General features: G+C 61.9%; 13 protein-coding genes. 2 read left to right on the forward strand and 11 right to left on the reverse strand.

Annotation, left to right across the window (positions count from 1 at the left end; translation table 11 throughout):
- Positions 1 to 71 precede the first annotated feature (71 nt).
- The 8 genes from ACORQT_RS02245 to argF all read right to left on the reverse strand — a co-directional run bounded on the left by ACORQT_RS02245 (position 72) and on the right by argF (position 8512).
- Complete coding sequence (locus ACORQT_RS02245) at positions 72 to 866, reverse strand: transglutaminase family protein (RefSeq protein WP_004933384.1); 795 nt, start codon at positions 864 to 866, stop codon at positions 72 to 74.
- Positions 863 to 1789: an alpha-E domain-containing protein gene (locus tag ACORQT_RS02250; RefSeq protein ID WP_004933382.1), complete on the reverse strand. Its 927-nt coding sequence runs from the start codon at positions 1787 to 1789 to the stop codon at positions 863 to 865. The genes ACORQT_RS02245 and ACORQT_RS02250 overlap by 4 nt, the downstream gene beginning before the upstream one ends.
- Entirely contained in the window at positions 1783 to 3219 is a 1437-nt protein-coding gene (locus ACORQT_RS02255) for a circularly permuted type 2 ATP-grasp protein (RefSeq protein WP_042783564.1), read from the reverse strand. Before ACORQT_RS02255 ends, ACORQT_RS02250 begins: the two co-directional genes overlap by 7 nt.
- Positions 3220 to 3479: 260 nt before the next feature.
- A complete protein-coding gene (ridA, locus tag ACORQT_RS02260; RefSeq protein WP_004933379.1) occupies positions 3480 to 3866 on the reverse strand; it encodes a 2-iminobutanoate/2-iminopropanoate deaminase in 387 nt (128 codons plus the stop codon).
- Positions 3867 to 4025: 159 nt separating this feature from the next.
- Positions 4026 to 4490, reverse strand: a complete 465-nt coding sequence (gene pyrI, locus ACORQT_RS02265) for an aspartate carbamoyltransferase regulatory subunit (RefSeq protein ID WP_033641690.1) — start codon at positions 4488 to 4490, stop codon at positions 4026 to 4028.
- Between the two features lie 12 nt (positions 4491 to 4502).
- The gene (gene pyrB / locus ACORQT_RS02270; RefSeq protein WP_004933375.1) at positions 4503 to 5438 is read right to left on the reverse strand and encodes an aspartate carbamoyltransferase; all 936 of its coding nucleotides are present in this window, start codon (positions 5436 to 5438) and stop codon (positions 4503 to 4505) included.
- A gap of 289 nt (positions 5439 to 5727) precedes the next feature.
- Positions 5728 to 7296, reverse strand: coding sequence for an ABC transporter substrate-binding protein (locus ACORQT_RS02275; RefSeq protein WP_164057549.1), 1569 nt, complete (start codon positions 7294 to 7296; stop codon positions 5728 to 5730).
- Between the two features lie 196 nt (positions 7297 to 7492).
- Positions 7493 to 8512 (reverse strand): ornithine carbamoyltransferase, encoded by a 1020-nt coding sequence (gene argF, locus ACORQT_RS02280; protein ID WP_089192505.1) that lies wholly within the window; start codon positions 8510 to 8512, stop codon positions 7493 to 7495.
- 162 nt (positions 8513 to 8674) lie between these two features.
- Between argF and rraB the strand changes: the two genes are divergently transcribed.
- Both rraB and miaE read left to right on the forward strand, forming a co-directional pair.
- Positions 8675 to 9100, forward strand: a complete 426-nt coding sequence (rraB, locus tag ACORQT_RS02285; RefSeq protein WP_025305115.1) for a ribonuclease E inhibitor RraB — start codon at positions 8675 to 8677, stop codon at positions 9098 to 9100.
- Positions 9101 to 9279: 179 nt separating this feature from the next.
- Positions 9280 to 10044, forward strand: a complete 765-nt coding sequence (gene miaE / locus ACORQT_RS02290; protein WP_164057548.1) for a tRNA isopentenyl-2-thiomethyl-A-37 hydroxylase MiaE — start codon at positions 9280 to 9282, stop codon at positions 10042 to 10044.
- 15 nt (positions 10045 to 10059) lie between these two features.
- Here miaE and ACORQT_RS02295 read toward each other — a convergent pair whose 3' ends face one another.
- The 3 genes from ACORQT_RS02295 to ACORQT_RS02305 form a co-directional block, all read right to left on the reverse strand.
- Positions 10060 to 11667: a GMC family oxidoreductase gene (locus tag ACORQT_RS02295; RefSeq protein WP_108680114.1), complete on the reverse strand. Its 1608-nt coding sequence runs from the start codon at positions 11665 to 11667 to the stop codon at positions 10060 to 10062.
- Positions 11668 to 11892: 225 nt separating this feature from the next.
- Complete coding sequence (locus ACORQT_RS02300) at positions 11893 to 12396, reverse strand: GNAT family N-acetyltransferase (protein ID WP_033636872.1); 504 nt, start codon at positions 12394 to 12396, stop codon at positions 11893 to 11895.
- A 200-nt stretch (positions 12397 to 12596) separates the two neighbouring features.
- Positions 12597 to 15473: a valine--tRNA ligase gene (locus ACORQT_RS02305; RefSeq protein ID WP_164057547.1), complete on the reverse strand. Its 2877-nt coding sequence runs from the start codon at positions 15471 to 15473 to the stop codon at positions 12597 to 12599.
- Position 15474: the final 1 nt, after the last annotated feature.

Raw genomic sequence — 15474 nt, forward strand, 5'->3', positions numbered from 1 at the left:
CAATCCCTCAAAACAAGACCGGCACGCCGCCAACGCGCAGCGTGCCCGAAACATTTTCCATCGGCAAGCGGCTACTGGCCGGTTGGCATCATTTGTACGGCGGCGATGGCGCTCATGTCTTCGCAGCCGCCGCCCAATCGCATGCCGCGCACCGGGCAGGCGTCCAGATAATCGATGCCGACCGCCAGCTTAAGGTGCTGATTCGGCATGCGCGTATTGTTGGTCACGTCGAAGCTGTGCCAGCGTTCCTCCACCCACACTTCCGCCCAGGCATGGGTGGCGACATGGGTCGAGTCTTCGCTGTACAGGTAGCCGCTGACGTAGCGCGCCGGGATGTTCAGGCTGCGGCAGCAGCTCAGGAAGACATGCGTATGATCCTGACACACGCCGCTGCCGGCGGCGAAAGCCTCGGCGGCGCTGTCGGTCACGCGCGTGGAGCCAGGGCTGTAAGGCATTTTCAGCAGCAGTTCGCCCATCAGATGTTCCAGGCCGCTCAGCACCGCCTGCGGTTGATGATAACGCAGGGCGAAGGCCTGAATGGCGTCATCGGGCTGGGTCAGCGGGCTATGGCGCAGAAATACCAGCGGCGACAGGTGCCCGAGCGCCCGATCTTCGACGCCGTCTTCAATCTCCACTTCCCCGAGCACCCGAATGGTGATGGCCTGATGCGGTTCATCGAGCGTCAGCACGTGCAGTACGTTGCCGAAGGCGTCGGTGGTGCGCACCGCGTCATCCGGCAACGACAGTTGCCAGGAGAGGATGCGCTGATGCGGCGAATCCTGCGGCGTCAGCCGCAGATATTGGGTGCTGCGCTGCACCGGCTGGGCGTAGCGATAATGGGTGTTGTGCTCAATATTCAGTTTCATTGCGCCTCCAGATAAGTGTGATGGATGCTTTCGGCGATGCCGTTCACCTGGCCGAGAAAGGCGCTCAACCACTCGCCCAGGCCGATCTTGTTCAGGTCCTTCATGCTGCTGAAGCGCAGCTCGGCATGCAGGGTGTGCGCCAGACGTCGCGGTTGGTTGGCGCCGCCGCCGATCAGTTCCAATTGCTGCACCATGTCGCCGACGCAGGCCAGCAGTGAACGCGGGATTTCATTGCGCAGAATCATCAGTTCGGCGATGGTCTCGCGGCTCAACGGCTGCTTGTAGATGCTGTGGTAGGCTTCGCGCGCGCTCACCGCCCGCAGCAGCGTGTCCATGCGGTAATATTCGCGCACCGGGTCGCCGTCGATGTCCATCAGCGTGTTCTTCACCTCCAGCAGACGGGCGGTGCCGTCGGCCCGCTCCAGCAGGGTGCCGAGACGGATAAAGCGCATGGCGTCGCTGCGCAGCAGCGTGCCGAACATGGCGCCGCGAAACAGATGGGCGCGCTCCTTCACCCAGTCGAAGAAGGCATCGGCGCCCACCGAGCCGATGCCCTGGCGGCGGATCAGTTTCATCTCTATCCAGGTGGCGTTGATGCACTCCCAGACTTCGGATGACAGGCTGCCGCGCACCGCATGGGCGTTGTTCCAGCCCATTTGCAGGCAGCTGAAGATGCTGCTGTGGTTACGGTTGTCGAGCGCGAAGAAACTGACCAGATTGGGCATCGTCAATTCCGGGTAGGCGGCGGCATACAGCTGGCCGGTGCCGGTCAGGTTGAGCGGCACCTGCAGATCCTGATCGCCGCCGTCGCGGATCGGCATCATCGACAGCTTGTTGGTGACGTCCAGCACCCGGGCGATGCTTTCCGCCCGCTCCAGATAGCGGGCCATCCAATAGAGTTCACTGGCGGTGCGGCTCAGCATAGGTCGTCCTCCAATACCCAGGTGTCCTTGGTGCCGCCGCCCTGCGACGAGTTCACCACCAGCGAACCTTCCGCCAACGCCACCCGGGTCAGGCCGCCGGGCACCAGGCGGATCTCCGCGCCGCTGAGGGCGAACGGCCGCAGATCGATATGCCGCGGCGCCAGACCATCGTTGACGAAGGTCGGGCAGGTGGACAGCGCCAGCGTGTTTTGCGCAATGTAATTCTGCGGGCGAGACAGCAGCAGAGCGCGGAAGCGGGCGAGCTCGTCCTTGCTCGCCGTGGGGCCGATCAACATGCCGTAGCCGCCGGCGCCGTGCACCTCTTTCACGACCATCTGTTCGAGGTTGGCCAGCACATACGACAGTTCGTTTTTATGTCGGCACTGCCAGGTCGGCACGTTGTTGAGGATCGGTTCCTCTTGCAGGTAGAAGCGCACCATATCCGGCACGTAGGGGTAGATCGATTTGTCGTCGGCCACGCCGGTGCCGATGGCGTTGGCCAGCACCACATTGCCGGCGCGATACACCGACAGCAGCCCCGGTACGCCGAGCAGCGAGTCCGGCCGAAACGCCAGCGGATCGAGGAAGGCGTCGTCCACCCGACGATAGATCACGTCCACTTTGCACGGCCCGGCGGTGGTGCGCATGAAGACCGCGCCGTCCTTGACGAACAGATCGGCGCTTTCGACCAGCTCCACCCCCATCTGCTGCGCCAGGAAACTGTGCTCAAAATAGGCGCTGTTGAAGCGGCCCGGCGTCAGCACCACCACGGTGGGATCGTTGATGGGCGAGCTTTCGCGCAGCGTTTGCAGCAGGTGCGACGGGTAGCGCTCCACCGGCGCGATGCGTTGCCGGGCGAACAGTTCCGGATAGAGACGCATCATCATTTTGCGATTTTCCAGCATGTAAGAGACGCCGGACGGGGTGCGCAAGTTATCTTCCAGCACGTAGTATTGGCCGTCGCTGTTGCGGACCATGTCCACGCCGACGATATGCGCATAGATATCGCGATGCAGATCAACGCCTTGCATACAGGGTTGATACTGATCGTTGGCCAGCACCTGCTCCGCCGGAATGAGGCCGGCCTTCAGAATATGCTGCTGGTGGTAAATGTCATGCAGGAAGGCATTGAGCGCCTGTACGCGCTGGCGAATGCCGCGATCGAGCATCGCCCATTCGGCGGCCGGAATAATGCGCGGCACGCTGTCGAACGGGATCAACCGCTCGGCGCCGTCATCGTCGCCGTAGACGTTGAAGGTGATGCCCACCCGGTGAAACAGCAGCGCAGCCTCTTCCCGCTTGCGTTGCACGGCCTGGTGATCGGCCTGCTGCAGCCATTGCCAGTAGGCGTCGTAGTGGCCACGGTGTTTTCCCTCAGCCAGAAGCATCTCATCAAAAAACGGTGAAGCGGAAAGATTGATATTCAGCATCGTCACCTCGTCGACATTGCAGGCTGTCAATCAATCGAGCATAAAACGTGCCAAGGCGATAACGGGCGAAAATGGCGCAGAGCGAGGCTACCGCGGCGAAAAACGCCCGTTCGCGGTGCAGGTCTGGCGTGACGACGCCTTAATATAGGGCGAAAAGGCGGCGGCGGTGAGCGCTAAAGGCGCAGGGACGGCAGGCTGTCGGGGCAGAGCAGAAATAAAAACGGCCAGCCGAAGCTGACCGTCATTCGCGTGCGCGTCGATTAACGACGCACGGCGATGGCTTCGATTTCGATCTTCACGTCTTTCGGCAGACGCGCCACTTCCACGCAGGAACGGGCCGGGAACGGCGCGCTGTGCTCGGTGAAGAAGGCTTCGTACGCGGCGTTGACGGTGGCGAAGTCGTTCAGGTCTTTCACGAACACGGTGGTTTTCACGATGTCGGCAACGATCAGGCCGGCGGCTTCGACGATCGCTTTGACGTTTTCCAGTGACTGGCGCGCTTGAGCGGCGACGTCGTCGGCGACGGCGCCGGTTTTCGGATCGACCGGGATCTGGCCGGAAGTGATGATCATGCTGCCCAGATCAACGCCCTGCACGTAAGGACCAATGGCTGCCGGGGCGAGTTCAGTGCTGATGTTACGTGACATGTTTTCTCCTGATAAACCCGTTGTCTTTCACGCCGCCGCGCGGTCGGCCGCAGCGTAAAATTCGGTGGGTAGCAACGTGGGTAGAGTGATTTTCAGAGGACCCATTATAGGGCGTCACCGAGAGAATAACAGCGCCATCTCCCGGCGCCCATGCCGGGATTAGTCCGCCTGCAGCACCACCTGATGCTCGAACTCTTTTTCGCAGTAGCGGCACTTCAGGTGTACTTCACCGTCGCGCGATTTGACGCTGAAGCTCGACGCCACCGGCTCGCTGCGGCTGATGCAGTTGCCGTTCGGGCAGGTCAGCACGCCGTCGATGTGGTCCGGCAGGCTGAGGGTCAGCTTGCGCACCACTTCATAGTTGTCGATGCGGTTTACCGTGGCCTTCGGCGCGTACATCGCCAACTGGTTGGCCTGCTGCTCGGTCAGGAAGGTGTTCTCGATCTTGATCAGATCCTTGCGGCCCAGCTCGTTGGAGGGCAGGTTCAGGCCGATGGTGATGCGCTGGTCGGTGGCGGTCAGCTTGAACAGCGTCAGCAGCTTGAAACCGATCTGCGCCGGAATGTGGTCGATCACCGTGCCGCATTTGATCGCTTCGACCTGCAGTTTGTTGTCATGAGTCATGGCGGTTCCCCCTTAAAGAGCCAAATCTGCGTTGAGCACCAGCGCCAGCAGCGCCTGACGGGCGAAGATGCCGTTGCCCGCCTGCTGGAAGTAGTAAGCGTGCGGCGTTTTATCCACGTCGGTGGCGATCTCGTCGATGCGCGGCAGCGGGTGCAGCACCTTGAGGTTGGCGCGCGCGCCGGCCAGATCTGCGGCACGCAGCACGAACTGCGCCTTCACGTTGGCGTACTCGGACGGATCGAGGCGCTCTTTCTGCACCCGGGTCATGTAGAGAATATCCAGCTCCGGCACCACTTCTTCAATGCTGCCGTGCAGGCTGTACTCGATGCCTTTCTCTTCCAGCATTTTCAGGATGTAGGCCGGCATCGCCAGCGCGTCCGGGGCGATGAAGTAGAAACGGTTGCCTTCGAATTTGGCCAGCGCCTGGGTGAGCGAGTGCACGGTGCGGCCGTACTTCAGATCGCCGACCATAGCGATGCTGAGGTTGCTCAGGCGCCCCTGGGTTTCCTGGATGGTGAACAGATCCAGCAGGGTCTGGGTCGGATGTTGGTTGGCGCCGTCGCCGGCGTTGAGCACCGGCACGTTGCCGGAGAACTCCGAGGCCATGCGCGCCGCGCCTTCCTGCGGATGGCGCATCACGATGGCGTCCACGTAGGTGCTGATCACCGAGATGGTGTCGGCCAGGGTTTCGCCTTTCTTGCCAAGCGAGGTGTTGCTGCCGTCGGCGAAACCGACCACCGAGGCGCCGAGGCGGTGCATCGAGGTTTCGAACGACAGGCGGGTACGGGTCGAGGCTTCAAAGAAGCAGCTGGCGATCACCTTGTGTTTCAACAGTTCCGGCTGCGGGTTGGCTTTCAGACCGGCGGCGGTGCGCAGCACCAGCTCCAGATCCTCGCGGCTGAGATCGTTAATAGAGATGATGTGTTTGTGATACAGCGGGTTGGCCATTTTTCACTCCTCCTCGACGCGTGCCCGTGGCGCGGGACTTTTTAAGGCAAAAAAAAGCCCCTCAATGAGGGGCTTGAAACGATCGGTTTAGCAACAGGAGAAACAACGGCAGCTGGCCGCCGATAGGCAGTCGGTTTTGTCGATTGCGGCTAACAAAACAAACGTCGTTTTTCATGCTTTCTCCTGGCAAATTGTGGCGCATTATACTCGCGCTTTTCGCCACTGCAAGCGTTAAAACGCCGTTTTTTGCCGCCCCGCAATCGATTGGCCGGCGATGGCCGCCTGCGGGCTATTTGCTGACGCGATCGTAGTAGACCATGTCGGCGTTCAGCCCCTGCTGGTAGCCTTTGATGTTGTCGCGCAGCACCACTTCGGTTTTGGCCTGATCGATAAACACGTACGGCGAACTGCGCTGCAGCTCCTGCTGCATGGCGGTGTACAGCGCGCGGCGCTTGGCCGGATCGGCTTCGGCCAGTGCCGCCAGCGTCTGCTTATTCAACTGCGGGATCTGCCAGCCGTTCAGCCCGGCCACCGTGCTGCTCTTGCCGTCGTTGTAGGCAAAGGCGCTGGCGTTGGAGTGGGCGTCGAAATAATCCGGGATCCACAGGCGGATTGCCGCCTGATGCTGCCTGGCGCGCACGCGGGAGTAAACCTGGCTGCCCGCGGCCGGCAGCAGCTCGACCTTCACGCCGGCGGCGGCGAAGCTGCCCTGCAGCGCCTGCGCGATGGTGATGAACGGCGGCTTGTTCTCTACGTCCAGCGTAAAGGCGGCGTGGGTGATGCCCGCTTTGGCCAGGATGGCTTTCGCCTTGGCCGGATCGTAGCGGAACGGGTTGGTCTCCAGCGCGCCCGGCAGCCCGACCGGCAGGAAGCTCTGATGCACGAAGTATTGGCCCTTCAGCAGATCCTGGGTGATGCCCTGATAATCCACCAGATAGCGCGCCGCCTCCCAGAAGGCCGGGTTGTTCAGCAGCGGATTGGCGCCGTTGCCGGTGTTGAATACCAGGTAGTTTTGCTCGGCGGACGGGATCTCCAACACCTTAACCCCCGGCTGGTTCTTCAGCGTGTCGGTCTGGTCGGCGCCCAGTTCGCGGGCGATATCGGCGTCGCCCTGCTGGACCAGCAGGCGGCGGGTGGCCGGATCCGGCACGTTCTTGATGATGATGTTTTTCAGCTGCGGCTTGTCGCCCGGCGTAGTTGGGTTGGCGTCCAGCACGATCGCCTGATGCGGCTGATAGACGCGCATCTTGAACGGGCCGCTGCCGGCGGAGTGCATTTTCAGCCAGGCGTTGCCGAAGTCGCCGTCTTTGACGTTGGCCAGCGCCACTTTGCTGTCGACGATCGAGGCGATCGGCGTCGAGAGGATATTCAGCGCCACCGCCGGGCTGACGTCCGCCGTCCAGCGCAGCTGCACGGTATGGTCGTCGATCTTCTTCAGCTGCGCGTCGATGTTGTCCGGCTGCCAGCCGAGCACGTTGAGGATGAACGCCGGCGACTTGTTCATTTTCACCGCGCGGCTGTAGGAGAAGATCACGTCGTCGGCGGTCAGCGGGTTGCCGGAGGCGAACGCCGCCTGCGGCCGCAGTTTTACCGTCAGCGTTTTGGCCGCCGCATCGCTCTGCCAGCTTTCCGCCAGCACCGGCGCCACCTTGGCCGGATCGTCGCGATCCGCCTGCACCAAGCGCTGGTACAGGCTGGGCACCGTCTGGATGCTGGAGAGTTCGTTGGCTTCCGCCGGATCGAGGCTGACGATGTCATCCAGCGATTGCACCACCACCAGCGTATTCGGCGGCGTGGCGGCTAACGCGGCGGCGGGCAAGGCGGCGAGCAGGAACAGCGGCAAGAGTTTGGCTTTCATCGGTGTGTATCCCCTGAAGGCGCCGCAGGGCGGCGCTGAGAACGGTTTGTTATCGTTGGTTTTTACGGCACGGGCGCCGTCGGCCTGTCACGGTAGAACCTTTGCCGGCGGCGGGCAAAGGCCAATGCGCTATTTGATATTCCAGGAATATATTAGCCGCCCTGGCCGGGGGCGCCAGGGCGGAGGGAGAGGCGTGTCAGAGCGTTGCGCTCAGCGTGGCGACCAGCACCGCCTTGATGGTATGCAGCCGGTTTTCCGCCTGATCGAACACCACGCTGTGCGCCGACTCGAACACTTCGTCGGTCACTTCCATGCCGCCGTGCAGATCGTACTGCTGTGCCATCTGCTTGCCGAGCGTGGTTTGGTCGTCGTGGAACGCCGGCAGGCAGTGCAGGAACTTCACGTTCGGGTTGCCGGTCAGTTTCAGCATCGCCATGTTGACCTGATACGGCCGCAGCAGCGCGATACGCTCCTGCCAGGTCTCTTTCGGTTCGCCCATCGACACCCACACGTCGGTGTAGAGGAAATCGGCGTCTTGCACCCCTTCGGCGATGTCTTCGGTCAGGGTGAGTTTCGCGCCGGTTTGCTGCGCCAGCGCCTGGCATTCGGCCACCAGCTCCGGCTGTGGCCAACAGGCCTTCGGCGCCACCAGCCGCAGATCCATGCCCGCCAGCGCGGCGGCTTCCAGCAGCGTGTTGCCCATGTTGTTGCGCGCGTCGCCGACGTACGCCAGCTTCACTTCGTTCAGCGCCTTGCCCGGCAGGTGTTCCTGCACGGTGAGCAGATCCGCCAGCAATTGGGTAGGGTGGAACTCGTCGGTCAGGCCGTTCCACACCGGCACGCCGGCGTGCTGCGCCAGGGTTTCCACCAGCGCCTGGCCGTAGCCGCGGTACTGAATACCGTCGTACAGGCGGCCCAGCACCCGGGCGGTGTCTTTCATCGACTCTTTATGGCCGATCTGGCTGCCGCTCGGGCCGAGGTACGTGACCTGCGCGCCCTGATCGAATGCGGCAACTTCGAAAGAGCATCGCGTGCGGGTCGAGTCTTTTTCGAAGATGAGCGCAATGTTTTTGCCCTGCAGCCGGCGCTGTTCCCGCCCCTGCTTCTTGGCCTGCTTCAGATCGGCCGAAAGCCGCAGCAGCGCCTGCAGTTCGGCGGGGGTGAAATCCATTAACCTCAGAAAGTGACGTTGGTAGAACGCATTGCCGGTGCTCATAGTCCGATTCCCTGATTGTGTAATTGAATTAAAATTCACTTTATATGTATGAATATTCAATTTCAACCCCGACGAGGAAATCTTTCACGTTTATCGTGGAAGCAACGTCGGCGGTGTGTGAAAATAGAAGGAATGAAGGCCATTTGACTTGAGGATATAGGCATGGCAAACCGCGAATTGCTGGAAGAACAACGTGAAGAGACCCGCCTGATCATCGAAGAGCTGCTGGAAGACGGCAGCGATCCGGACGCGCTCTACACCATCGAGCACCATCTGTCCGCCGAGAAATTTGAGGTTCTGGAGCAGGCCGCCGTTGAAGCCTTCAAGCTGGGCTACGAAGTGACCGACGCCGAAGAGCTGGAAGTGGAAGACGGTTCGATGGTGATGTGCTGCGACGTGATCAGCGAAGTCGGCCTGAACGCCGAGCTGATCGACGCTCAGGTCGAGCAGCTGGTGGCGCTGGCGGAGCGCTGCGGCGTCAACTACGACGGCTGGGGCACCTACTTCGAAGATCCGAACGGTGAAGACGGTGAGGATGACGAAGACGGCGACTATATTGACGAAGACGACGACGGCAAACGCCACTAATTCCTTTCCGATTAATGCCTGTGGGCCGGCTCTCGCCGGCCCCTGATATCCCCGTCGTCTTTCAAGCTGCAGCGTTGTTGGCTGCACTCTCTCACCCCAGTCACTTACCTGAGTAAGCTCCTGAGGATGAGTGAGCTGGCCGCCTAGCTGCAACTTGAAATACATAGGGCAATGACGCCATGACATACCAATCCCTGCTAGCCCCGATTTTAAGCTTCCTGCACTGTGAAACTCCCGACGCCTGGATCGACGCCGCGCGCCGTCCGGAAAACCTGCAGCTGTTGCTGACCGACCACCTGGTGTGCGAGCTGAAAGCCGCACAGACCGGCATGTGGCTGATCCGCCGCTACGTGGCGGACAAAGAGAGCGGCGACGCGCTGTTGGCGCTGCTGCGACCCTACGAGGCGTTTCTGCACGAAGCGCAGGGCGCGCCCGACAAATTGTTCCGTCAGGGCCAGTTCACCCGCAAGATCCTGCCGAAAAACGGCTCGGCCTACGGCCAGGATCTGGCGGATCGCATGGTGCTGTTGATCAAGGAAGAGCTGCATCACTTCTCGCAGGTGCTGGAGATCATGCAGGCGCGCGGGATCCCGTATCGCAAGATCACCGCCAGCCGCTATGCCAAGGGGATGATCCGCGAGATCCGCACCCACGATCCGGCGACGCTGATCGACAAACTGATCTGCGGCGCCTACATCGAAGCGCGATCCTGCGAACGCTTCGCCAAACTGGCGCCGCACCTGGACGATGAGCTGAACCGCTTTTACGTCTCGCTGCTGCGATCCGAAGCGCGCCACTATCAGGACTACCTGACGCTGGCGGAACAGATCGCCGGCGGCGACATCAGCGAACGGGTGGCGCATTTCGGCCGCCTCGAAGCTGAACTGATCCTTTCGCCGGACAGCGAGCTGCGTTTCCACAGCGGCGTGCCCGTCGCCGCCTGACGTTGAGGCGCGTCCTTACTGCGGCGCGCCCAGCAACAAATCCACCGCCTTTTCCGCCAGCATAATGGTCGGCGCATTGGTATTGCCGCTGGTGAGCTGCGGCATCACCGAGCAGTCGATCACCCGCAGCCGTTCAAAACCGTGCACCCGCAGCTGCGGATCGGTCACCGCGTCCTGCGGCGACGGCCCCATGCGGCAGCTGCCCACCGGGTGATATACCGTCTTGCAGAAGTTGCGCACGAAGGCTTCCAGCTGCGCGTCGTCGCGCGTCCACTCCGGCTGCGGCATCAGCAGATCCTTGATCAGCGGCTTCAGCGCCGCGGTTTGCAGGAAATCCAGGCCGAACTTCACCGCGCGCACGCTGCCGGCCAGATCGTCCGGATGACCGAGGTAGTTGGCGTGCAGCTTGACCGGATCGCGCGGGTTGCTGCTGCGCAGCAGCACTTCGCCGCGCGCCTTCGGCTGCAGGTAGCCGACCTTGAGCGTGAAGCCGTGAATGTTCGGCAGCGGCTCGCCGGGCACGTCGTCCCAGCTGTCGAGCATCGGCAGAAAGTGGATCTGCACGTCCGTGCGGCCATCGCCCTGGCTGTCGGTGAAGGCGGCGCCTTCCAGCACGTTGGATGAGAGCACGCCGCTGCGAAACGCCAGCCATTGGGCACCGTGGCTCAGCGCCTGCAGGCCGCGATCGGCACCGAACAGGCTGATCGGCTCGCGGGTGCTGACGTTGATCGACATGTGCAGGTGGTCGTGGAAGTTTTTGCCCACCGGCAGATCCGCCCGCACCTCGATGCCCAGCTGCTGCAGGTGCTCGCGCGGGCCGATGCCGGACAGCATCAGCAGCTTCGGCGAACCGACCGCGCCGGCGCTGACGATCACTTCTTTGGTGGCGCGCGCGGTCACTTCCGCGCCGCCGTTCTGGCTGTAGACCACGCCGGTGGCGACGTTGCCCTCGAAGGTCAGCCGGTGCGCCAGGGCGTTCAGTTTCACCACCAGCCGCCGTTCGTCGCACACCGCCTTCAGGTAGGTGCGGGCGGTACTGGCGCGCTCGCCGTTGCGGGTGGTGGTTTGGTAGAAACCGACGCCGTGCTGGCTATCGCCGTTGAAGTCGTTGCGATAGGGCAGGTTCAACTCCTGGCCGGCGCGGATAAACGCCATGCTCAGCGGATGGCGATAGCGGTTCTCGCTGACCGGCAGCAGCCCGTCGGCGCCGTGGTAGTCGTCGGACAGGCTTTCGTTGGCCTCGGCGCGTTTGAAGTAGGGCAGCACCTCCCGGTAGCTCCAGCCGGCGCAGCCATAGCGCTCGGCCCAGTCGTCGTAATCTTGCGGCTGGCCGCGCAGGTAGATCATGCCGTTGACCGAACTGCTGCCGCCCAGCACTTTGCCCTGCGCGATCTGCATGCGGCGGTTATTGGCGTGCGGTTCCGGTTCCGTTTCATAGGGCCAGCTCTTTTTGGCGATGATCTTGGCCACGCCGGCCGGCATCTTGATAAACAGGTTATTGTCGTCGCCGCCGGCTTCCAGCAGCAGCACCCGCGCCTGGGTGCGGCGGATCAGCTGCGCCGCCAGCACGCAGCCGGCGGAACCGGCGCCGACGATGATGTAATCAAAGGTATTTTCCGACATGACAGCTCTCCGTGCGCGATTGGGATACTGGCAGAGTAGCGCGGGGGAGCAAGCGGTCAATTTACGATCGTTAATTTATTAACGAACTTCACATTAAATTTACATCGCGGTTTTTAACGTCAGTTTATCTGCTTGAAAAACGGCGTTATAGCGAGTTTTACTGATTGATTGCGATATTAATAAAAAAGGCGCAGCACGCTGCGCCCTGATGGAGAGGCGGGACGATTACAGCGTTTTCAGCATGGTGACTTCGCAATCGACGTGGCCGGTGGCGCCCATCGCGTGGTCGATGTGTTCGAAGCCCAGGTGTTCGTACAGTGCGACGGCCTGCGTCAGGCTGGCGGTGGTCTCGAGGTAACAACAGCGGAAGCCGTGCCGGCGGGCGAAATCCAGCGCCTGCAGCGCCAGGCGTTTCGCCAATCCCTTGCCGCGCAATACCGGCAGGAAATACATCTTCTGCAATTCGCAAATATCGTCTGCGCCGCCCTGCAGCGGCGCGATGCCGCCGCCGCCGGCGACCTGGCCGTCCACCTCTATCACCCAGTAAGCGCTGCGCGGCAGGCTGTAGAGCTGATACAGGGCGTCCAGATTGGGATCGGAGACGGTATAGCCTTTATCCGCCGTCAGGCCGTGCTCGGCGGAGACTTCGCGAATGACGTGAGCAATGGCGGCATTGTCTTCCGCCGTGATGGGGCGCACCAGCAGGCGCGCCGGGGTTGCTGTTGTCATGTTTACACTCGCCATTGAAAGAGACCACGTTCGTTTTTCGTTTTTATCGCAGCACGAAACGCGCCGGGGGTTATTTCCCGGCGGCGTCCCTGCAGCAGTAATATCTTGTAATAACATCTAACCCGGCCCGGATGCAACGGCGATAAAAAAACAGCGGGGAAGACCCCGCTGTTTTTCAGGCGTTGGCGTGAGCCGGTGGATTACAGCGCGGCGATGGTCGCCTGCTGTTCCTGCAGCTTCACTTTGCCTTCTTTGCAGGCCGCCAGGCGATCGCGTTCTTTGGCGACCACCGCTTCCGGCGCGCGCGCCACGAAGCCTTCGTTCGCCAGCTTGCCTTCGATCGAAGCGATTTCCGCATCCAGTTTGCCCATCTCTTTGGCCAGACGCGCGATCTCGGCGTCCTTGTCGATGAAACCGGCCATCGGGATCAGCAGCTCGGCGCCGTCCACCAGCTTGGTGACGGAGACCGGGCCTTTCTCACCGGCCGGCAGCAGCGCGATGGATTCCAGGCGCGCCAGGCGGGCGATAAAGCTTTGGTTCTCCTGCACGCGGCGCTGGGCGTCGGCGCTGCAGTTGCGCAGCAGCACGTCGAGCGCTTTGCTTGGCGCGATGTTCATCTCGGCGCGGATGTTGCGCACGGCGATGATGGTTTGTTTGATCCACTCCAGATCGTTCAGCGCCTGTTCGTCTTCCAGCGCGGCGTCGTAGGCCGGGAACGGCTGCAGCATGATGGTGTCTGCGGTCGTGCCGGTCAGCGGCTTCACGCGCTGCCAGATGGTTTCGGTGATGAATGGAATGATCGGGTGCGCCAGGCGCAGCAGCGCTTCCAGCACGGTAATCAGCGTGTGGCGGGTGCCGCGCTGTTCCGCTTCGCTGCCGTTGCTCACCACCGGCTTGGTCAGCTCCAGATACCAGTCGCAGAACTGGTTCCAGGTGAATTCGTACAGGATGTTGGCCGCCAGATCGAAGCGGTAGGTGTCCAGCGCTTCGCGGTAGGCTTTCACCGTGCGGTTGAATTCGGCCAGGATCCAGCGATCCGCCAGCGACAGCACTTTCTCGCCGCCGTTAAAGCCGCAGTCGTGCGCTTCGGTGTTCATCAGCACGAAGCGGCTGGCGTTCCACAGCTTGTTACAGAAGTTGCGGTAGCCTTCCAGGCGCTTCATGTCCCAGTTGATGTCGCGGCCGGTCGAGGCCAGCGCCGCCAGGGTGAAGCGCAGGGCATCGGTGCCGTGCGGCTCGATGCCGTTCGGGAACTGTTTCTCGGTGCGCTTGCGGATTTTCTCCGCCAGCTGCGGCTGCATCATGTTGCCGGTGCGTTTTTCCAGCAGATCTTCCAGCGAGATGCCGTCGACCATGTCCAGCGGATCGATCACGTTGCCTTTCGACTTGGACATCTTCTGGCCTTCGTCGTCGCGGATAAGGCCGGTCATGTAGACGGTCTTGAACGGCACCTGCGGCTTGCCGTTTTCATCCTTGATGAAGTGCATGGTCAGCATGATCATGCGCGCGATCCAGAAGAAGATGATGTCGAAGCCGCTGACCATCACGCTGGTCGGGTGGAAGGTTTTCAGCGCCTCGGTCTGCTCCGGCCAGCCCAGGGTAGAGAAGGTCCACAGGCCGGACGAGAACCAGGTGTCCAGCACGTCTTCGTCCTGGGTCAGCACCACGTCGGCGCCCAGGTTGTTCTCGCTGCGCACTTCTTCTTCGCTGCGGCCCACGTAGACTTTGCCGTTCACGTCGTACCAGGCCGGGATGCGGTGGCCCCACCACAGCTGACGCGAGATGCACCAGTCCTGGATGTCGCGCATCCAGCTGAAGTACATGTTTTCATACTGCTTCGGCACGAACTGGATATCGCCCTGTTCGACCGCTTCCACCGCCACTTTGGCCAGCGGCGCGGTGCGCACGTACCATTGGTCGGTCAGCATCGGCTCGATCACCACGCCGCCGCGGTCGCCGTAAGGCACCGTCAGGTCGTGCGGTTTGATCTCGTCCAGCAGGCCCAACTGATCGAAGGCGGCGACCACCGCTTTACGCGCCGCGAAGCGCTCCAGGCCGCGGAACTCGGCCGGGATCTCGTTGCAGTAGTCGGTGCAGACTTCGCCCAGGGTGTTGAACACTTCCGCTTCCTGACGGATGTCGCCGTCGAAGGTCAGAATGTTGATCATCGGCAGGCCGTGGCGTTTGCCGACTTCGTAGTCGTTGAAATCGTGCGCCGGGGTGATCTTCACGCAGCCGGTGCCTTTTTCCATATCGGCGTGTTCGTCGCCGACGATGCGGATGCGGCGGCCGACCAGCGGCAGAATGATCTCTTTGCCGATCAGGTCTTTATAGCGCGGATCTTCCGGGTTGACCGCCACGCCGGTATCGCCCAGCACGGTTTCCGGACGGGTGGTGGCGACCACCAGGTAGTCTTTGCCCTCGGCGGTTTTCGCGCCGTCGGCCAGCGGGTAACGCAGGTGCCACATGGAACCTTTGGATTCGCGGTTTTCCACTTCCAGATCGGAGATGGCGGTGCGCAGCTTCGGATCCCAGTTCACCAGGCGCTTGCCGCGGTAGATCAGGTCTTCTTTGTGCAGACGGACAAACACTTCGCGCACCGCGTTCGACAGGCCTTCGTCCATGGTGAAGCGTTCGCGCTCCCAGTCCACGGAGTTGCCCAGACGGCGCATCTGGCGGGTGATGGTGCCGCCGGACTCCGCCTTCCACTGCCAGATTTTGTCGATGAACGCGTCACGGCCGTAGTCGTGGCGGGTTTTGCCTTCTTCCGCAGCGATCTTGCGCTCCACCACCATCTGGGTGGCGATGCCGGCGTGGTCGGTGCCCGCCTGCCACAGGGTGTTTTTACCCTGCATGCGCTGATAGCGAATCATGGTGTCCATGATGGTCTGCTGGAACGCGTGGCCCATGTGCAGGCTGCCGGTGACGTTCGGCGGCGGGATCATGATGCAGAAGCTTTCCTGGCTGGTGTCGCCGTTCGGCTTGAAGTAACCCTGACTCTCCCAGTGATCGTACAGCTTCTGTTCGATCTGTTTTGGGTCGTATGCGGTGTCGAGCTGACTGTTTGTCTTTTCCATT

Source organism: Serratia sp. (in: enterobacteria), from assembly GCF_052400455.1.
Lineage (GTDB): Bacteria > Pseudomonadota > Gammaproteobacteria > Enterobacterales > Enterobacteriaceae > Serratia > Serratia ureilytica.